Source organism: Ruegeria sp. BI7 (assembly GCF_056537925.1).
Window position 1 is genome coordinate 222,566 of the sequence record NZ_JBQFSK010000003.1, and the last position, 18,425, is coordinate 240,990.

General features: G+C 58.8%; 17 protein-coding genes and 1 riboswitch. Of the genes, 7 read left to right on the forward strand and 10 right to left on the reverse strand.

All coding sequences use genetic code 11. From position 1 onward, the window contains the following. The first annotated feature begins 127 nt into the window (after positions 1-127). From secA to ACR0JB_RS10605, 3 genes are all read left to right on the forward strand, one after another. Positions 128-2,845: a preprotein translocase subunit SecA gene (gene secA / locus ACR0JB_RS10595; RefSeq protein WP_170396790.1), complete on the forward strand. Its 2,718-nt coding sequence runs from the start codon at positions 128-130 to the stop codon at positions 2,843-2,845. Between the two features lie 100 nt (positions 2,846-2,945). Beyond that, a complete protein-coding gene (locus ACR0JB_RS10600) occupies positions 2,946-3,869 on the forward strand; it encodes a hypothetical protein (RefSeq protein ID WP_170396792.1) in 924 nt (307 codons plus the stop codon). 25 nt (positions 3,870-3,894) lie between these two features. Further along, a complete protein-coding gene (locus ACR0JB_RS10605) occupies positions 3,895-5,451 on the forward strand; it encodes a phosphate ABC transporter substrate-binding/OmpA family protein (protein WP_480789905.1) in 1,557 nt (518 codons plus the stop codon). Between the two features lie 4 nt (positions 5,452-5,455). Here ACR0JB_RS10605 and radC read toward each other — a convergent pair whose 3' ends face one another. The 9 genes from radC to dnaK form a co-directional block, all read right to left on the reverse strand. Further along, complete coding sequence (gene radC / locus ACR0JB_RS10610) at positions 5,456-6,211, reverse strand: RadC family protein (RefSeq protein ID WP_170550235.1); 756 nt, start codon at positions 6,209-6,211, stop codon at positions 5,456-5,458. A 110-nt stretch (positions 6,212-6,321) separates the two neighbouring features. Beyond that, positions 6,322-7,284, reverse strand: coding sequence for a HesA/MoeB/ThiF family protein (locus ACR0JB_RS10615; RefSeq protein ID WP_170506355.1), 963 nt, complete (start codon positions 7,282-7,284; stop codon positions 6,322-6,324). Next, positions 7,281-7,877, reverse strand: a complete 597-nt coding sequence (locus ACR0JB_RS10620; RefSeq protein WP_480789906.1) for a thiamine phosphate synthase — start codon at positions 7,875-7,877, stop codon at positions 7,281-7,283. Before ACR0JB_RS10620 ends, ACR0JB_RS10615 begins: the two co-directional genes overlap by 4 nt. After that, the gene (locus ACR0JB_RS10625) at positions 7,874-8,638 is read right to left on the reverse strand and encodes a thiazole synthase (RefSeq protein ID WP_170349594.1); all 765 of its coding nucleotides are present in this window, start codon (positions 8,636-8,638) and stop codon (positions 7,874-7,876) included. Before ACR0JB_RS10625 ends, ACR0JB_RS10620 begins: the two co-directional genes overlap by 4 nt. Positions 8,639-8,640: 2 nt before the next feature. Continuing rightward, positions 8,641-8,835 (reverse strand): sulfur carrier protein ThiS, encoded by a 195-nt coding sequence (thiS, locus tag ACR0JB_RS10630; protein WP_480789907.1) that lies wholly within the window; start codon positions 8,833-8,835, stop codon positions 8,641-8,643. Continuing rightward, positions 8,819-9,796 (reverse strand): FAD-dependent oxidoreductase, encoded by a 978-nt coding sequence (locus tag ACR0JB_RS10635; protein ID WP_480789908.1) that lies wholly within the window; start codon positions 9,794-9,796, stop codon positions 8,819-8,821. Before ACR0JB_RS10635 ends, thiS begins: the two co-directional genes overlap by 17 nt. Further along, positions 9,793-10,596 carry a bifunctional hydroxymethylpyrimidine kinase/phosphomethylpyrimidine kinase gene (gene thiD, locus ACR0JB_RS10640; protein ID WP_480789909.1) on the reverse strand — a complete coding sequence of 268 codons (804 nt, stop codon included), beginning with the start codon at positions 10,594-10,596 and terminating at the stop codon, positions 9,793-9,795. Before thiD ends, ACR0JB_RS10635 begins: the two co-directional genes overlap by 4 nt. A 43-nt stretch (positions 10,597-10,639) precedes the next feature. Then, positions 10,640-10,746: riboswitch (TPP riboswitch) on the reverse strand. Between the two features lie 128 nt (positions 10,747-10,874). After that, a complete protein-coding gene (gene dnaJ / locus ACR0JB_RS10645) occupies positions 10,875-12,029 on the reverse strand; it encodes a molecular chaperone DnaJ (RefSeq protein WP_170349590.1) in 1,155 nt (384 codons plus the stop codon). Positions 12,030-12,103: 74 nt separating this feature from the next. Next, positions 12,104-14,011, reverse strand: a complete 1,908-nt coding sequence (gene dnaK / locus ACR0JB_RS10650) for a molecular chaperone DnaK (protein ID WP_170349589.1) — start codon at positions 14,009-14,011, stop codon at positions 12,104-12,106. Positions 14,012-14,223: 212 nt separating this feature from the next. Here dnaK and ACR0JB_RS10655 point away from each other — a divergent pair, with 212 nt between their 5' ends. After that, entirely contained in the window at positions 14,224-14,826 is a 603-nt protein-coding gene (locus tag ACR0JB_RS10655; protein WP_170506361.1) for an alpha-ketoglutarate-dependent dioxygenase AlkB family protein, read from the forward strand. Here ACR0JB_RS10655 and ACR0JB_RS10660 read toward each other — a convergent pair. After that, the gene (locus ACR0JB_RS10660) at positions 14,823-15,644 is read right to left on the reverse strand and encodes an ABC transporter permease (RefSeq protein ID WP_170396808.1); all 822 of its coding nucleotides are present in this window, start codon (positions 15,642-15,644) and stop codon (positions 14,823-14,825) included. The genes ACR0JB_RS10655 and ACR0JB_RS10660 overlap by 4 nt on opposite strands. A 122-nt stretch (positions 15,645-15,766) precedes the next feature. Between ACR0JB_RS10660 and cysQ the strand changes: the two genes are divergently transcribed. The 3 genes from cysQ (at position 15,767) to galE (ending at position 18,418) form a co-directional block, all read left to right on the forward strand. Then, positions 15,767-16,564, forward strand: a complete 798-nt coding sequence (gene cysQ / locus ACR0JB_RS10665) for a 3'(2'),5'-bisphosphate nucleotidase CysQ (protein WP_170506364.1) — start codon at positions 15,767-15,769, stop codon at positions 16,562-16,564. Continuing rightward, positions 16,564-17,364 (forward strand): 3-deoxy-manno-octulosonate cytidylyltransferase, encoded by an 801-nt coding sequence (locus tag ACR0JB_RS10670; RefSeq protein WP_170506367.1) that lies wholly within the window; start codon positions 16,564-16,566, stop codon positions 17,362-17,364. Before cysQ ends, ACR0JB_RS10670 begins: the two co-directional genes overlap by 1 nt. 70 nt (positions 17,365-17,434) lie before the next feature. Then, the gene (gene galE, locus ACR0JB_RS10675) at positions 17,435-18,418 is read left to right on the forward strand and encodes a UDP-glucose 4-epimerase GalE (RefSeq protein WP_170361011.1); all 984 of its coding nucleotides are present in this window, start codon (positions 17,435-17,437) and stop codon (positions 18,416-18,418) included. Positions 18,419-18,425: the final 7 nt, after the last annotated feature.

An 18,425-nucleotide genomic window follows, 5' to 3' on the forward strand; every position in this document is an offset into this window, starting at 1 on the left:
GGACCTGCCGCTTACATCGCTTTGAAGCCTTGGACAGGGCCGCCTTTCACCCCCCGTATCTATGGGTTGCGCGCAAGGTGGGCAAGCCTGTCGCAACCACGATAAGAACAGATCCGCTGGAGTGAACATGCTGGGACTCGGAACGCTCGCCAAAAAGGTGTTCGGAACACCGAACGACCGCAAGATTAAGGCGACCCGCCCGTTGGTCGAGAAAATCAACGCGCTGGAGCCAGAGTTCGAGAAACTGTCCGATGACGGCCTGATCGAAAAAACCGCCGAGCTGCGCAAACGCGCGCTGGATGGTGAAAGCCTGGATGACCTGCTGCCTGAAGCCTTTGCCAACGTCCGCGAGGGCGCCAAACGCGCGCTGGGTCTGCGCGCCTTTGACGTGCAGCTGATGGGCGGCGCGTTCCTGCATCAAGGCAACATCTCGGAAATGAAGACCGGTGAGGGCAAGACGCTGGTCGCCACCTTCCCCGCCTATCTGAATGCGCTGACCGGCAAGGGCGTTCACGTGGTCACGGTTAACGAATATCTGGCCAAGCGCGACTCGGAATGGATGGGCAAGGTGTTTGCCTCCGTGGGCATGACCACCGGCGTGATCTGGTCGGGCCAACCCGACGCCGAAAAGAAAGCGGCCTATGCCTGTGACGTGACCTATGCCACCAATAATGAGCTGGGTTTCGACTATCTGCGCGACAATATGAAGGCCGAGCTGGACCAGATTTACCAGAAATACCACAATTTCGCGATTGTGGACGAGGTCGACTCGATCCTGATCGACGAGGCGCGAACACCGCTGATCATCTCGGGACCGTCGCAGGACCGTTCGGATCTGTATACCGCCATTGATGGATTGATCCCCTCGTTGCAGGACGATCACTATACGCTGGACGAAAAGTCCCGCAACGTGACCTTCACCGATGAGGGCAACGAGTTTCTGGAACAGCAGCTGATTGCTGCGGGGCTGATCCCCGAAGGGCATTCGCTGTATGATCCCGAAAGCACAACCGTGGTGCACCACGTCAACCAGGGTCTGCGCGCGCACAAGCTGTTCACGCGCGACAAGGACTATATCGTCCGTGACGGCGATGTCGTGCTGATCGACGAATTCACCGGCCGGATGATGCCGGGCCGCCGCCTGTCCGAAGGTCTGCATCAAGCCATCGAAGCCAAAGAAGGTGTGCAGATTCAGCCGGAAAACGTGACGCTGGCCAGTGTGACTTTCCAAAACTATTTCCGCCTGTACGACAAGCTGGGCGGCATGACTGGCACCGCACTGACCGAGGCCGAAGAATTCGCTGAAATCTACGGTTTGGGCGTAGTCGAGGTTCCGACCAACAAACCGATTGCCCGTTTGGACGAAGACGATCAGGTCTATCGCACCGCCGGTGAGAAATACGGCGCGATGATCGAACAGACCAAAGAGGCGCAGGAAAAGGGCCAGCCGGTCCTCCTGGGCACCACGTCGATCGAGAAATCCGAACTGCTCAGCCAGTTGCTGCAAAAGGAAGGCATTGCACACAATGTTCTGAACGCCCGCCAGCACGAGCAAGAGGCGCAGATCGTCGCCGATGCCGGCCGTCTGGGTGCGGTGACTATCGCCACCAACATGGCTGGCCGCGGCACCGATATTCAGCTGGGCGGCAATGTGGAAATGAAGGTTCTGCAGGCACTGGCCGAAAACCCCGAGGCCGACCCGGCCCAGCTGCGTGCCGCTGAAGAATCCCGCCATGCCGAGGAAAAGGAAAAGGTTCTGGCAGCCGGTGGTCTTTATGTGATGGCGTCCGAGCGTCACGAAAGCCGCCGCATCGACAACCAGCTTCGTGGCCGTTCAGGCCGTCAGGGCGATCCGGGCCGCACTGTGTTTTACCTGAGCCTTGAAGACGACCTGATGCGAATCTTTGGGTCAGAACGGCTCGATAAGGTGCTGACCACCCTGGGCATGAAAGAAGGCGAAGCCATCGTCCACCCCTGGGTGAACAAGTCGCTGGAGCGCGCGCAATCCAAGGTCGAAGGCCGCAACTTTGACATGCGCAAGAACGTTCTGAAATTTGACGACGTGATGAACGACCAGCGGAAGGTAGTGTTCAGCCAACGGCGTGAGATCATGTCTTCGGACGACCTGTCCGAAATCGTCTCGGATATGCGCGAACAGGTGATCGACGATCTGATCGACGAACACATGCCGCCAAAATCCTATGCCGATCAATGGGACACGGACGGTCTGCACGAGGCGGTCAAGGATAAGCTGACCATCGACGCCCCTGTACAGGACTGGGCCGCCGAAGAAGGCGTGGATGACGAGCAGGTACGCGAACGTCTGATCAACGCCGCAGACGAGATGATGGCGCAGAAAGCGGCGGCCTTTGGTCCCGAAAACATGCGCAACATCGAAAAACAGGTGCTGTTGAACACCATCGACGGTAAATGGCGCGAGCATCTGTTGACGCTGGAACATCTGCGCTCGGTCGTTGGGTTCCGCGGCTATGCCCAGCGCGATCCGCTGAACGAATACAAGAACGAAAGCTTCCAGCTGTTCGAGTCGATGCTCGATAGCCTGCGTGAGACCGTGACTCAGCAATTGTCACGCGTGCGCCCACTGTCTGAAGAAGAGCAGCGGGAAATGCTGGCGCAGATGCAAGCACAACAGGCTCAGGCGCAGCAGCAGGTCGAACAAGCGACCGAACGGGCCGAAGCGGTAGCCGAGGCCGAAGCCTCGGGCGATCCGCGTCCCGGCTTTGTCGAGGATGATCCAAGCACCTGGGGCAACCCGTCGCGCAATGACCGTTGCCCCTGTGGATCGGGCAAAAAATTTAAACACTGCCACGGGCGCCTGACCTAACGTCAGCGTAATTCAGACACATTGAGTCCTCCTCACGGCCACATATTGGCCGTGATTCAGAATCAATATGCGACTCGCTCCTTCAACTGGGGAGGGTGTCTTGTTTGTAATAAAGAACTACGTGACCACCGGCGGCACAGTCGTTTGCGCGCTGGCAATTGGTTACCTGATGCAAAATGGATTTCCTGCGTGGTCTGACGACGTGCAGGGCACTGAACTTGCGGCCGCTGATCAAGGTGCCGGTATTCCCGGGCTGGAGGACATCGTCTTGACCTCCTCGACCCCCGCCCAGGAAACGGTTCGCGCCATCCCTTCTGCACAACGAGTTGAGACTCCCAGCCGGTCAACCCCCTCTGATCACGCTGATTGTAGCCTTAGTGCCCGCGCACGCGCCGTGCCCGGTGCTGCCGCGCGCCTGATCATCAAGGCCCCCTGCCACGGTAATGAACGGATCGAGGTGCATCACAGTGGACTGACCGTAACCCAGCAGACAGACGCCAATGGCACGCTGGACCTGACCATACCGGCCTTGTCGGAATACGCGATCTTCCTGATCTCACTTGACGATCAGAAAGGGACCGTAGCCACCACTCACGTTCCCGACATCAGCCAGTATGCCCGCGTTGTATTACAATGGCAGGGCACGACCGAGCTGCAGATCCACGCGCTGGAATTTGGGGCCAGCTATGGGGATGCAGGTCATGTTTCGGCTCAGTCTGACTCGCAAGGCGCAGGCAGTGTCGTTCAGCTGACGCAACCGACCTTCAGCGATGCGCGCAACCTCGAGATCTATTCCTTTCCCGCCGCGCAATCGGATCAATCGGGCTCGATCGAATTGACGGTCGAGGCTGAGGTGACGTCAGAAAATTGCGGCACGGACCTGCACGTTCAGTCGCTGGAGTTGCGCGAAGACCGGAAACTGCGGCCGCGCGAATTAACGCTGAACTTTCCAGACTGCTCCAAAACAGGTGAGTTTCTGGTGTTGAATAATCTGTTCCAAAACCTGACAATCGCGGCAAACTAAAACCGCAGGCAGGCTCGAACTTCCTATGACATTTCTTCGTGTGGCGGCGGTCACACTGTTTTCGGCAACACTTTCCTCAGCCGTTCAGGCGCAGGATATCTCGCTCACCTCTCATGACGGCAAGGTCGAGGTGACAGGCACTCTGCTTGGCTTTGACGGAGAGTTCTACCGCGTCGACACCCAATTTGGTGAGCTGACGGTGGATGGCTCGGGCGTGACCTGCGATGGCCCTGCCTGCCCCAACCTGACCGATTTCGTGGGCGAACTGAGGTTTTCAGGTTCTTCCGTCATGGCCGAGAAGGTGTTGCCTGCCCTGTTGATGAGCTTTGCCGAACAGGAAGGGCTGTCAGTCACGTCCCGTCAGCCCGCTCCGGACAGTTTGATATACGAGCTTCATCAGGATGGGCGCGACGCGCCGCTGGGCCGATTCTATTTCGATATCGGCAATACCGGTCAGGGCTTTGCCGATCTGATCGCGGATCAGACCGACATTGTCATGGCTTTGCGCGAAATCCGCCCGTCAGAGCAAGAGGCTGCCGAGGCCGCTGGTTTGGGCGATTTGACCCACGCACGCCGGTCGCGGGTTATTGCGTTGGATGCGTTGGTGCCCATCGTGGCGCCGGACAATCCCGTGCCCCAAATCTCTCCGGCGGTTCTTGCCTTGGTGTTTTCTGGCGCGATTGACAATTGGTCCACCTTGGGTGGACCCGACGCACCAATTGCTCTGCACCTGCCCGACGTCGGATCAGGTCTGGCACAAGGGGTCGAGGATCAACTGCTTTCACCCGCCAGTATCGATCTGTCTGATGCCGTTATCCGGCATAAGCGCAGCAGCGATCTGGTTCAAAAGGTCATCAAGGACCCTTTTGCCATCGGCATCGCTAGCCAGGCCGAGGCTGACGCGGCCCGCGCACTGCCCCTGACCGGTGGATGTGGTCACGTGTTGATGGCCACCCGGCAGACGATCAAGACCGAGGACTACCCGCTGACCTCACCCATGTTCCTGTACCTCCCCAAGCGCCGCCTGCCCCGTATTGCCCGGCAGTTTCTGGCCTATACCCAAGGCGACGCAGCCCAAAAGGCGATCCGCAATGCGGGTTTTGTCGATCAGGAACCCGAGATGATGCGGATCGGACTGCAGGGCGATCGTCTGGCCAATGCGGTGGCCTCGGGTGGCCCCGAGGTTGGGTTGGAGGAATTGCAGCGCATGGTCGATACCCTCAGACCCATGTCCCGGCTGTCGCTATCGGTCAGGTTCGAGGCAGGCTCGTCCCGCCCCGACGCACAATCACGGTCGAACATCCAGCATTTGGCCCAACAGCTTGAGGCCGGGACGCTGAATGCGCGTAAGCTGGTGTTCGTTGGTTTCAGCGACGGCGACGGAGCCGCGACTGCAAATAAGCGGATCGCCTTGCTGCGCGCCAAAACCGTGCGCAATGCGGTGTTGGCGGCGGTGGAAACTGCCATTCCCGATAGTGTTGAATTGCAAGTCGATGCGTTTGGTGAGGCGATGCCGATGGCTTGCGACGACACCGAATGGGGCCGAAAGATCAACCGCCGGGTCGAGATCTGGGTTCAGTAACTCGCTACAGGTATCCCTGCGACCGAAAGCTCAGCTCATTCGATTTGCCGATGATCAGATGATCATGCAGCGTCAGCCCCAGGGCCAGACATGCGTCCTGTATCCGGTTGGTCATGTCGATATCTGATTGCGACGGGGTCGGATCGCCCGAAGGGTGATTGTGTACCAGGATCAAGGCTGACGCATTCAATTCCAACGCCCTTTTCGCAACTTCGCGCGGATAGACCGGTACGTGATCGACGGTGCCCTTGGCCTGTTCCTCATCCGCGATTAGCACGTTCTTGCGATCCAGATAGAACACCCGGAACTGCTCCGTCTCGCGATGGGCCATCGTGGTGTGACAATAGTCAAGCAGTGCATCCCAACCTGAAATCACGTGCCGCTGCATCACCCGCGCCCGGGCCATGCGATGGGCGCAAGCCTCAAGTATCTTCAAATCGGTGATCACCGTGTCACCAACGCCCTTGATCTGACGCAGCCGTTCCTCGGGCGCGGTCAGAACCCGGTTGAAATCCCCAAACGTGTCCATCAGCGCCCGTGCCAGCGGCTTTACATCCTGCCGCGGGATTGAACGGAACAGCACCAGTTCCAACAGTTCATAATCCGGGATCGCCGCTGATCCACCTGACATGAACCGTTCCCGCAGGCGTTTCCGGTGGTCTTTGATATAGGACGGCAATCGCCCCGAGGGCAGGGGCGCCACCGGGGCTTCGTCACTTTCAAACAGCATCGGGGCTTCGGCAAAGGCGTCCTGAGTCATGCGCTCAGATTTGCGCAGAATCGGTTTCCGAAAGGTTAACGCGCCCAAACAACCTTAGACCCCTTTGGTCGATAGTCACCGGTTTCCACCTACCTCGTGTATCAATTCACTCATGTAGTTGAGGCTGCAACCAGGACAATCTCACCGGACCAATCCGATTGAATTTGCTCAGCCGCCCGCCATGCGCGCAATCCGCTAGAGCAACAAAGCGCAAGTCTTTTTCCTTTGTTAGGCTCTGTTTTCAGGGATTCAACAATGTCCCGACGTGCTCTGCTGTGAAGAGGCTCGGGGGCCTCGTCCCGGGTGCGCAGTTCAATGATCACATCATCTTCGGTCAATTGGCTGGCGGAAAGAAATCGAAAGTGGTGCGCCGGTTCCGGTGCGCCGTCAAATCGGAATGTGGTGCTGCGCAGCGTGCGGGCGTCAAACTGTACCAACTGTCCCAAAGGCGAGGGGTCCAGGCCAAGGATCACGCCCAGCGCCATTTGCGCCTGCAAGGCACCTATTACCCCAACGACAGGGCCCAGCACGCCGGCCGTTGCACAGCTCGCGCCGCTATCCGGTGCATCCGGGAACACCGCACGCAAGGACGGCGCGCCAGCACAGAACCCACCGACATAGCCGGTCAGCCCCAATACGGATGCGCTGATCAGCGGCTTGCCCTGCAACAAACAGGTATCCGACAGGATATAGCTGGCCGCATAACTGTCCGCGCAGTCCAGAACAATGTCAGAGCTGCGGACAAAATTTAACACATTCTGATTTGTTAGAGCCTGATTCTCGGCCATTACGGTGATGTCACCATTCAGCGCCCGGCAGCGTTCTGCGGCGACTTTGGCCTTGGAGCGCCCACAGTCGGATTCAGCGAACAATGTCTGCCGATGCAGGTTCGATAGCGCGATTTCATCTCTGTCCAGGATGGTCAATTGCCCTACCCCGGCCCCGGCCAACAAGGGTAAGACCGGGGCGGCTAACCCGCCTGCGCCCACCACCAGAACCCGCGCTGCTGACAGGCGGGTCTGGCCTGCCGGTCCAACCTCGGGCAGGATCATCTGGCGGGCATAGCGGCTCATCTCGTGACCTCGATCCATTCGCGAACGCGGGTTTCTGGATCGGAATTCAGCGTGATGTCCGTGACGACCGAGACGATGTCGGCCCCCGCCTGCAAGACGCCCGGCGCCCGCTCAACGCTCATGCCGCCAATCGCGACCAGAGGGATATCCCCCACCCGCGTCTTCCATTCGGTGACGCGTGGCAGGCCCTGCTGTTCCCATTTCATTTTTTTCAGGATCGTCGGATAGACTGGGCCCAAAGCCACATAATCCGGGTCCATGGTCAGGACTCGCTCTAATTCATCATCATCGTGGGTGGAGACACCCAGTTTCAGCCCCGCCTTGCGGATGGCTTTCAGATCGGCCTCGTCCAGATCCTCTTGCCCGAGATGAATCCACTCGCAACCAGCGTCGATAGCCGCCTGCCAATGGTCGTTGACCACCAGCACGGTGTCGTGGGCACGACACAAGTCCCGTGATTGGGCGATCTGTTCCCGTATGACCACATCAAGCTGATCCTTAATCCGCAGTTGCACCAGCTTCACACCCAGGGGCAGCATCCGGCGCAACCAATCAGAGTGGTCGAAGATCGGATAAAATCGGCCTAACATCATGATAAGAAGGCCTTTCCGATTACCGGAGTTGACGGTTCGGCCATATCGCGCGCCTCGATCGGGTCGGCTTGATGCGCCAGTTGCCCGGCCTCAATCGCCAGTATCATCGCGCGGGCCATGGCCACAGGGTTTCCAGCACGAGCGACAGCGGTATTCAGCAGAACGGCGTCATAACCCAACTCCATCGCCTGCGAAGCGTGACTGGGCAGGCCGATCCCGGCATCCACAACCAATGGAACATTGGGGAACTCGGCCCGCATCGCGCGTAGAGCATATTCATTGTTCAGCCCGCGCCCCGACCCGATGGGTGCACCCCAAGGCATCAGCACCTCGCACCCGGCGGCCAGCAGACGCTCGCCCACGATCAGGTCGTCGGTGGTGTAGGGGAAAACCTGAAACCCGTCCTCGGTCAGTATGCGCGCGGCCTCGACCAGTTGAAACACATCTGGCTGCAAACTGTCAGTGTGGCCGATCAATTCCAGCTTGATCCAATTAGTGTCAAACACCTCACGCGCCATATGGGCGGTGGTTACGGCTTCTTTGACCGTGTGGCAACCAGCGGTGTTTGGCAGGATCAGCACGCCCAGCTCGCGGATCATCTGCCAGAAGGTCTGCCCAGCCCCGGATTCACGGCGCAAGGAAACTGTGGCAACACCCGCGCCGCTCTCGCGAAACGCCTGTTCCAGAATGGCGGGGCTGGGGTACTGCGCCGTGCCCAGCATCAATGAGTTGGGAAGTTGGGTCCCATAAAAGCTTTTCATCCTCAGCCTCCCTGCATCGGCGCGACGACTTCAACCCGGTCGCCATCGGTCAACTTTTGAGCAATGCGCAGACCCGAGGGCACAAAGTCTTCGTTTACAGCTGTCGCTACCCGTCCAGAGAACCCGCATTCGACCAACAGATCCGAGAGGATTTCGGAGCGCACCTCGCGCGATTCACCATTAAGCACGATCTTCATCAACCATCTCCGAATGTTTGTTGTCCAACGCCAGATCGGCCACTCCCTGCGCCAGCGCTGGGGCCAGCAGATAGCCATGGCGGTACAGTCCGTTGGCATAAATCGTATGCCCCAGCCGCCGGATGCGGGGCAGGTTGTCGGGAAAAGCCGGGCGCAGATCGACACCGATCTCAAGCACCTCGGCCTCGCCAAAGGCGGGGTTCAGCGCATAGGCGGCGCTGAGCAGTTCCAGCATAGATCGGGCCGTGATACGGCTGCTGTCTTCGCTTTCGATCATCGTTGCGCCCAGCATGTAGAAACCATCCCCACGCGGCACGATGTACAGCGGTATCCTGGGGTGCAGTAGACGTACAGGTCGCGTCAGGTTCACGTCCGGGCAGCGGATCACCAACATCTCTCCCTTGACGCCGCGCAGGTCGTGCAATACCTCACGCGCGTGCAGACCGCGGCAATCGATTGCATTCTCCAGCTGGGTCGGGACCAGTTTCCGGCGGAAAACCACCCCTTGGTCCTGCAATTGGCGGTGCAGATCCCGCAGCGCCTGTCGCGGGTTCAGATGAGCCTCATCCGTGAAATGCAGACCTTTGGTGAAACGGGTTAAATCAGGCTCTAAATTGGCAATTTCAGCCTGACTAATCTCGGTATACCCCCCGGTCCGACGGGCGAACCGACGCAGATCCGGCAGATCACGCGGGTTGGCAACAACCAGCGTGCCACGTTGTTCCACCCGAGTACGCGTAGTCCACCACTCGAACGCAGCCTTGCCCAGCCGCAACACCGGTTCTTCGGCGTTTTCAAACTCGCACCACGGGGCCAGCATACCCCCAGCCCACCAAGAACACCCATGCGGGCCCGGAGGGCCGCCGGGATCGAACACCTGAACCTGCGCCCCGCGCGACACTAGCTCGCTGGCTACGGCGAGCCCGGCCACACCGGCCCCTATGACCGACCAGACCGTCACGCGGGCCAGACCCGATGGAAATGATGAACCGGGCCATGCCCCTGTCCGACCATCAGACTGTCAGCTTTAGCAATGGCCCCTTGCAGATACTCATGCGCCTGCGCGACCGCGTCGGTCAGGCCCAGCCCTCGCGCCAGCCCGGCTGCTATCGAAGACGACAGGGTGCAACCGGTGCCATGCGTATTGCGCGTATTGCGCCGAGTGGCGGTGAATTCTGCCACAACTCCCGAAGGATCAAGCAAGACGTCGTGGCAAACGTCGCCGCGCCCATGTCCGCCTTTCATCAATACCGACCGCGCCCCCAGCCCGCACAGCGCCGTCCCCTGCGCGATCATCTGATCGGGGGATTCGGCATCCGTGGTGCCCAACAAACACGCGGCCTCGGGCAGGTTCGGGGTCAGCATGGTCGCTTGGGGCACAAGAACATTACGCAGGGTCTGAACCGCATCCTGTGCCAGCAAGGCATCGCCAGATTTGGAGATCATCACCGGGTCCAGAACGACGGGGCCATCATACCCAGCGATAGTCTCGGCAACGGTTTGAATAATTTCAGGGGTCGCAAGCATGCCGATCTTGATCGCGCTCACATCCAGGTCGGTCAGCACCGCCTCGATCTGAGCGGCCACTACGTTGAGCGGTATGCCATGCACTGCGGTCACAGCCCGCGTGTTCTGCGCCGTGACCGCCGTGATCACGCTGGCCCCATACACGCCCAACGCAGACATCGCCTTAAGATCCGCCTGAATCCCGGCACCACCGCCACTGTCCGAGCCCGCAATTGTCAGGGCAATATGCGCCATATCGTTGCTCCATCATCAGGGGGCAACGCAGCATGGAAAACGTCTGTTTGTGTAGACCGTTCCCTACGCCGGTATTGCCCGGATCAGGTTCGATGGGTTAGCGCATTCACGCCTCTCAGCCCCTTGATCAGGGCACCCCAACGGTTGGCGCGACAATCTCAGGGGATGCGAAGGGATTCAAGGGCCAATTTTCGCGAAGTTCATGGACAAACTGGACCTATAAAACGAAAAAAGCCGACCCAAGGGGATCGGCCTTTTGGCAACTTGGTGGAGTGATCTTAGCCCTTCATCCCATCCCAAAAGGATTTGACGGATGAGAAAAAGCTTTTTGATTCCGGGTGGTTATCCTCACCCAAATCGTCGAACTCTTTCAGCAGTTCTTTTTGGCGACTGGTCAGGTTGACCGGCGTTTCCACCGCCAGTTCGATGAACATGTCACCCACACCGCCGCCACGCAGGGCGGGCATGCCTTTGCCGCGCAGGCGCATCTGACGGCCCGATTGGCTGCCTGCCGGTATTTGCACGCGGCCGCGGCCACCATCGATGGTTGGCACTTCGATCGAACCGCCCAGCGCGGCCTTGGCCATGCTGACCGGAACGCGGCAATAGAGGTTCACACTGTCACGTTCGAACAGCTTATGATCCGACACTTCGACAAAGATATACAGATCACCCGGAGGACCACCACGCATCCCAGCTTCACCCTCACCTGCCAGGCGGATGCGGGTTCCGGTCTCGACACCGGCGGGGATGTTGACGGACAGCGCACGCTCTTTTTCCACGCGGCCTGCACCGCCACAGGCTTTACAGGGGTTCTTGATGATCTGACCCAGACCCGAACAGGTCGGGCAGGATCGTTCGACGGTAAAGAAACCCTGCTGTGCACGCACCTTGCCCATGCCCGAACAGGTTGGACAGGTGGTCGGCTCCACTCCGCCTTCTGCACCCGATCCGTCACAGGCCGAACAGGCCACGGCAGCAGGAACACTGATGGTTTTCTGCAGGCCCGCGAACGCCTCTTCCAGCGTCACGCGCAGGTTATAGCGCAGGTCCGATCCGCGCGCCGCACGGCGCCCGCCACCGGGGCCGCCACGCTGACCGCCCATGAAATCGCCGAACAGATCGTCGAACACGTCTGAGAATGCGCTGGAGAAATCACCCTGTCCAAAGCCGCCGCCCGGACGACCACCTCCGCCGCCCATACCGTTTTCAAAGGCGGCATGGCCGAAACGGTCATATGCGGCCTTTTTGTCGGCGTCGCGCAGAACATCATAAGCCTCGTTGGCTTCTTTGAACTGCGACTCGGCATCCGGGTTGTCTTTGTTGCGATCGGGATGCAACTCTTTGGCTTTCTTGCGAAAACCCTTTTTGATTTCATCCGCTGATGCGCCCTTTGATACGCCGAGCACATCGTAGTAGTCGCGTTTTGACATCAGTATTTCCTTCAGCCTCAACGTATTTGGGCCGGCCCGGCAACCGGACCGGCCCACATTGGCCCGGTTACCCGTTAGTTACGCTTGTCGTCGTCCAGATCTTCGAACTCGGCGTCAACAATGTCGTCCTCACCCGGCGCAGCATCTGCCGCCGCAGGCTCATCCTCACCTTCTTCGGCTTGTGCCTTGTAGATGGCTTCGCCCAGCTTCATGGCCGCTTCGGTGACGTTCTGGATGCCCGACTTGATCTTGTCGGCATTCTCGGTCTCCAGCTCGTCCTTCAGCGCGGCAATTGCCAGCTCGATGGCTTCGATGGTGGTCGGGTCGACCTTGTCGGCATGCTCTTCCATCGACTTTTCGGTCGAGTGGATGAGGCTTTCCGCTTGGTTCTTGGCGTCGACCAGCTCGCGGCGTTCCTTGTCGGCTTCCGCGTTCTCTTCGGCGTCCTTGACCATCTTGTCGATGTCTTCATCCGACAGACCGCCCGAGGCCTGGATGGTGATCTTCTGCTCTTTGCCGGTGCCTTTGTCCTTGGCCGAAACCGAGACAATGCCGTTGGCGTCGATATCAAAAGTCACCTCGATCTGAGGCATGCCGCGTGGTGCAGGCGGGATATCTTCGAGGTTGAACTGACCCAGGATCTTGTTGTCCGCAGCCATTTCACGCTCACCCTGGAACACGCGGATGGTTACGGCGTTCTGGTTGTCCTCGGCGGTCGAGAAGACCTGAGACTTTTTGGTCGGGATCGTGGTGTTGCGATCGATCAGGCGGGTGAACACGCCACCCAGCGTTTCGATACCCAGCGACAGCGGGGTCACGTCCAGCAGAACTACGTCTTTGACGTCGCCCTGCAGAACACCGGCCTGGATGGCGGCGCCCATGGCAACCACTTCGTCCGGGTTCACACCCTTGTGCGGCTCTTTCCCGAAAAACTTGGTGACCTCTTCGATCACTTTCGGCATCCGGGTCATACCACCGACCAGAACAACTTCGTCAATGTCGCCAGCCGACAGACCAGCGTCTTTTAGAGCGGCCTGGCAGGGCTTCATCGACTTCTTGATCAGGTCCGAAACCAGCGATTCCAGCTTGGCACGGGTCAGTTTCATGACCATGTGCAGCGGCTGACCGTTCGAACCCATCGAGATGAACGGCTGGTTGATTTCGGTTTGCGAAGTCGAAGACAGCTCAATCTTGGCTTTCTCAGCAGCTTCTTTCAGACGCTGCAGCGCCATCTTGTCTTGCGACAGGTCGACACCGTGTTCCTTTTTGAACTCATCCGCCAGGTAGTTGACAATGCGCATGTCAAAGTCTTCACCACCCAGGAAGGTGTCACCGTTGGTCGATTTGACCTCGAACAGGCCGTCGTCGATTTCCAGAATGGTCACGTCGAAAGTACCGCCACCAAGGTCATAGACCGCGATGGTTTGAGTTTCTTCCTTGTCCAGACCATAGGCCAGCGCAGCCGCTGTCGGTTCGTTGATGATCCGCAGCACTTCCAGACCGGCGATTTTACCGGCGTCTTTGGTGGCCTGACGCTGTGCGTCGTTGAAATATGCAGGAACGGTGATCACGGCTTGCGTGACTTCCTCACCCAGATAGCTCTCGGCGGTTTCTTTCATCTTGCCCAGAGTGAAGGCCGAGATCTGGCTTGGGGAGTACTTTTCACCGCGGGCTTCAACCCACGCGTCGCCATTGCCGCCATCGACGATGGCGTACGGCACCATTTTCTTGTCTTTTTCGACTTCTGCATCATCCACACGACGACCGATCAGACGCTTAACACCAAAGATCGTGTTGTCGGGGTTGGTGACCGCCTGGCGTTTTGCAGGCTGACCGACCAGTCGCTCATCTTCGGTGAAGGCGACGATCGAGGGCGTGGTCCGCGCCCCTTCGGCGTTTTCGATGACCTTCGGCTGCGAGCCGTCCATGATGGCCACGCACGAGTTGGTGGTTCCGAGGTCAATCCCGATTACTTTTCCCATATGTTCAATCCCTTTCTCTTCAAGGCGATGTCCCGAGGTCCGAACCCGTTATGGCACCCGGCCCCGATCTGATGTGCGCAACAGCCCTACACCATCGCGCGTCCCGGCGTATATAAGGGCGGGATCAGAGGCCTGCAAGCGTTGTAAAACGCAGGTTTTCGGGAATCTGTGGCCTTTTTGGCAAGGTTTTGGCAAGGATCGGGGATTCTCGGATGGCGCGGCTGCTTTTACGCGGTTTTGATATCAGGAAAGCCTGGCTGGACGGGCCCGCGCAGGAGCGGCTGATCGACAGCCTGCGGCCGATTCTGAAATCGGCCCCTTTGTTCCGGCCAGTCACGCCATCGGGTAAGGAAATGTCCGTGCGTATGACGTCGGCCGGGTCACTGGGCTGGGTCACCGACAAGACGGGGTACCGATATCAGACGCAACACCCCAAAGGCGCGGTATGGCCCGCGATCCCGGAGCAGATTCTTGGTATCTGGCGCGACCTTGCCAGCGCGGACCGTGATCCTGATTGCTGTTTGATCAACTACTACGGCGAAGGGGCTCGGATGGGGTTGCATCAGGACAAGGACGAGGCCGATTTTTCCTGGCCGGTCCTGTCGATCTCACTGGGGGATGATGCCCTGTTCCGCATCGGCAACCAGACACGGGGCGGCAAGACCGAATCCATCTGGTTGAACTCGGGTGATGTGGTGATCATGGGCGGGCCCGCCCGGCTGACCTATCACGGCGTCGACCGCATCCGGTTCGGATCATCAAAACTGTTGCCCAAGGGTGGTCGGATCAACCTGACGCTGCGTGTGGCCGGTTAGCGGCGCGCCTCCCAGCTTTGGGACACGTGCTGACGAGAGAAGAAAATTCCCAACAAGCCGATCAGCAGCAGGATCAGCCCCACCCAAAGCGCGTATTCCCAGCTGGTATTGCGAGGAAAATAATTGCGGAAAAGAAAACCGCGGCACTGATCGATGAGGTGAAACAGGGGGTTCCAGGTGAACATGGCCAACGTGGCACCGCCCAGCGCATTCGCCACGAACATTTTACCCGAAAAGATCATGTTCAAGCGCCGGTAGATATTGGTCAGGACTGTCACAAAAGTGGGAAACCACGGTCGCAGAGCCATGAAGACGACGCCAATTGCGCAGCCAACAAACCAGCTCAGGATCAACATGCCAAAAGCGCCGCCCGGTTCCTGAATTTCAATTGGCGCGACTGCTACACTATAAATAAAGAGGATCACGATGATTGTCACAATCTGCGTGTAAAGCGCCCCAAAAGCGGTGGCCAACAGGACGACAACCATGTTCATCGGCGAATGCAGCATCATCGGGTTGTTGCCGGTCCCGACCCCAGCTACCGCGCTGACGGATTTGATATGGGTGATGAACAGAAACACGCCCGACAGCAGAAACAGGACAAATTCGCCCCGGATTCTTGCAATACGTGGTCCCAGGAAAGACAGGATCGTATATAACACTAAAACCAGGGCGAGAACCTGCAAGATGTTGATGATTATGGCCACGACCGCGTTGTGATGCTGGGACCGTATGCTGCGAACAACGGCGTGGAAAATCAGCTCGGCCGTTGTGAACGCGCCGCCCAGTAAGGACTGGTTTCGCTTGAAATAATACACCCGAAGCGTCTTTCCCGTTTTTTCGCCTGCAATCTGTCACGAAATTCTTGCCGTTCCGTAACCGGCACATCATAAGGCCGTCAGGCTATTCGATCAACAAATCACAGGAACGGAGCTTTTTTGTGACCTACGACGCCCTCATTCCCGTCATTCGACGGCTGGCCCTGGAAGCCGGTGACAAGATCATGAAGATCTACAATTCGGATGATTTCGACGTAAAGGTCAAATCCGATTCCAGCCCGGTGACCGAAGCAGACGAAGCTGCCGATGCCTTGATTTCGGCCGGTCTGCGCGATGCCTTCCCGGATATTCTACTGGTGACCGAGGAACAGTCCGCCTCGCATTCAGAAAAGGGTGACAGATTCCTGATTGTTGATCCTTTGGACGGCACCAAGGAATTCATCAACCGGCGCGGCGATTTCACGGTGAATATTGCGTTGGTCGAAAACGGCGTTCCAACGCGTGGCGTGGTTTATGCGCCTGCAAAGGGCCGCATGTTTTATACACAAGCCGATGGTCAGTCGGTTGAAGAGACCGGAGCATTGGACAAAGCCCAGGCTGGGGAGGTGACTTCCATTTCAGTGTCTAATCCGGACAATTCAGCGCTTCTGATCGTGGCGTCGAAATCGCACCGCGATCAGGCCACCGAGGATTACATCAACAAATATCAGGTGAAGGACAGCAAGAGCGCGGGCTCATCCCTGAAATTCTGTCTGGTGGCCACGGGCGAGGCAGATCTTTACCCCCGCGTTGGCCGCACGATGGAATGGGACACAGCTGCGGGCCATGCCGTGCTGGCCGGTGCGGGCGGCAACGTGGTGCGCTTTGATGATCATTCACCGCTGACCTATGGCAAGGACGGCTATGCAAACCCGTTCTTTATCGCCTACGCTCCGGGTGTTGACCTGAAGGAGGCCTGATGTCCGTTCTGATCGCCATTCCCGCCCGCTATGCCTCGACCCGCTATCCGGGCAAACCGCTGGTTCCGCTGACCGGCGCCAATGGCACCGCGATGACGTTGATCGAGCGGTCCTGGCGCGCTGCCTGTTCGGTGTCGGGCGTCGACAAGGTGGTCGTTGCCACCGATGACGACCGCATCCGCGAAGTGGCCGAAGGGTTCGGGGCCGAGGTGGTGATGACCTCGGAAAGCTGTGGCAATGGCACCGAACGCTGCGCTGAGACCCATGCCAACCTTGGCGCTGGCTATGACATCGTGGTGAACCTGCAAGGCGACGCGCCGCTGACACCGCATTGGTTTGTCGAAGACCTAGTCGCTGGCCTGCGCGCCGCGCCCGGGGCGGGCGTGGCCACACCCGTGCTGCGCTGCGATGGTGACGCGCTGAACAGCCTGCTGAACGACCGCAAGCACGGGCGCGTTGGCGGCACCACCGCCGTCTTCGCCGCGGATCACAGCGCCATGTATTTCTCAAAAGAAGTCGTCCCGTTCACCGCCGAGACCTACGCAGGCGAAGAAGAGACCCCGGTTTTCCACCATGTCGGCGTCTACGCCTATCGCCCCGATGCTTTGACCGCCTATTCCACCTGGCCGGTGGGCCCGCTGGAACAGCTGGAAGGGCTTGAACAGCTGCGATTTATGGAAAATGGCCGCAAAGTTCTGTGCGTTGAGGTTGAGGCCAAAGGCCGCCAGTTCTGGGAACTGAACAACCCGCAGGACGTTCCCAAGCTTGAGGAAATGATGGCCGCGATGGGGTTGGATTGAGCCATTTTCCCCCTGACCTGGACACACCCGTTGGCATAGCAGGGCGCAAACTTCTTTGTCTGGAAGACAGATGACCAATATTCTTGTAACCGGCGGAGCTGGATATATCGGATCGCATGCCTGCAAGGCGCTGGCGCAGGCGGGCTATACACCCGTGACTTATGACAACCTGATCACCGGCTGGCAGGACGCGGTGAAATTCGGACCGTTCGAACAGGGCGATCTGCTGGATCGCGCTCGGTTGGATGAGGTCTTCGCCAAATACCAGCCCGCCGCCGTAATGCACTTCGCCGCCCTCAGTCAGGTGGGCGAGGCGATGTCCCAGCCCGGCAGATATTGGACCAACAATGTCACCGGATCACTGAACCTGATCGAGGCAGCCGTGGCAGCCGGTTGCCTGAACTTTGTGTTCTCATCGACCTGCGCCACCTATGGTGAGCATGACAATGTGGTGCTGGATGAAGACACACCGCAACTGCCGCTGAACGCTTATGGTGCCTCAAAGCGGGCCATCGAAGATATCCTGCATGATTTCGAGGCCGCATATGGCCTGAACCACGTGATCTTCCGCTATTTCAACGTGGCCGGTGCCGACCCCGAGGGCGAAGTGGGTGAATTCCACCGTCCCGAAACTCATCTGGTGCCGCTGATGCTGGACGCCATTGACGGCAAGCGCGACGGGCTGACCGTATTCGGCACCGATTACGACACGCCCGACGGTACCTGCATCCGCGACTATGTGCATGTCTGTGATCTGGTCGATGCTCATGTTTTGGGGTTGAACTGGCTGGAACAGGGCAAGGGTAGTCGGGTTTTCAACCTTGGCACCGGATCGGGCTTTTCGGTGATGGAGGTGATCGGCCATTCCAAAGCCGTCACCAACCGCGAGGTGCCCTATTCCATCGGCCCCCGCCGCGCTGGCGATTGCACCAAGCTTGTTTCAGGCTCGGTCCGCGCGGGGCAAGAGCTTGGTTGGACCCCAAAAAGATCAACGTTAGAGACGATGATCAGTGATGCCTGGCGCTGGCATCAGAACGGCAATTACGAAAAGTGAGCCATAG

Coding starts and splice junctions, on each gene's coding strand:
- galE (WP_170361011.1), top strand. CDS start 17,435: ATGACCAATATTCTTGTAACCGGCGGAGCTGGATATATCGGATCGCAT.
- secA (WP_170396790.1), top strand. CDS start 128: ATGCTGGGACTCGGAACGCTCGCCAAAAAGGTGTTCGGAACACCGAAC.
- radC (WP_170550235.1), bottom strand. CDS start 6,211: ATGACTCAGGACGCCTTTGCCGAAGCCCCGATGCTGTTTGAAAGTGAC.
- ACR0JB_RS10615 (WP_170506355.1), bottom strand. CDS start 7,284: ATGAGCCGCTATGCCCGCCAGATGATCCTGCCCGAGGTTGGACCGGCA.
- ACR0JB_RS10655 (WP_170506361.1), top strand. CDS start 14,224: ATGGCGCGGCTGCTTTTACGCGGTTTTGATATCAGGAAAGCCTGGCTG.
- ACR0JB_RS10670 (WP_170506367.1), top strand. CDS start 16,564: ATGTCCGTTCTGATCGCCATTCCCGCCCGCTATGCCTCGACCCGCTAT.
- ACR0JB_RS10605 (WP_480789905.1), top strand. CDS start 3,895: ATGACATTTCTTCGTGTGGCGGCGGTCACACTGTTTTCGGCAACACTT.
- thiD (WP_480789909.1), bottom strand. CDS start 10,596: ATGGCGCATATTGCCCTGACAATTGCGGGCTCGGACAGTGGCGGTGGT.
- ACR0JB_RS10625 (WP_170349594.1), bottom strand. CDS start 8,638: ATGAAAAGCTTTTATGGGACCCAACTTCCCAACTCATTGATGCTGGGC.
- thiS (WP_480789907.1), bottom strand. CDS start 8,835: ATGAAGATCGTGCTTAATGGTGAATCGCGCGAGGTGCGCTCCGAAATC.
- dnaK (WP_170349589.1), bottom strand. CDS start 14,011: ATGGGAAAAGTAATCGGGATTGACCTCGGAACCACCAACTCGTGCGTG.
- dnaJ (WP_170349590.1), bottom strand. CDS start 12,029: ATGTCAAAACGCGACTACTACGATGTGCTCGGCGTATCAAAGGGCGCA.
- ACR0JB_RS10620 (WP_480789906.1), bottom strand. CDS start 7,877: ATGATGTTAGGCCGATTTTATCCGATCTTCGACCACTCTGATTGGTTG.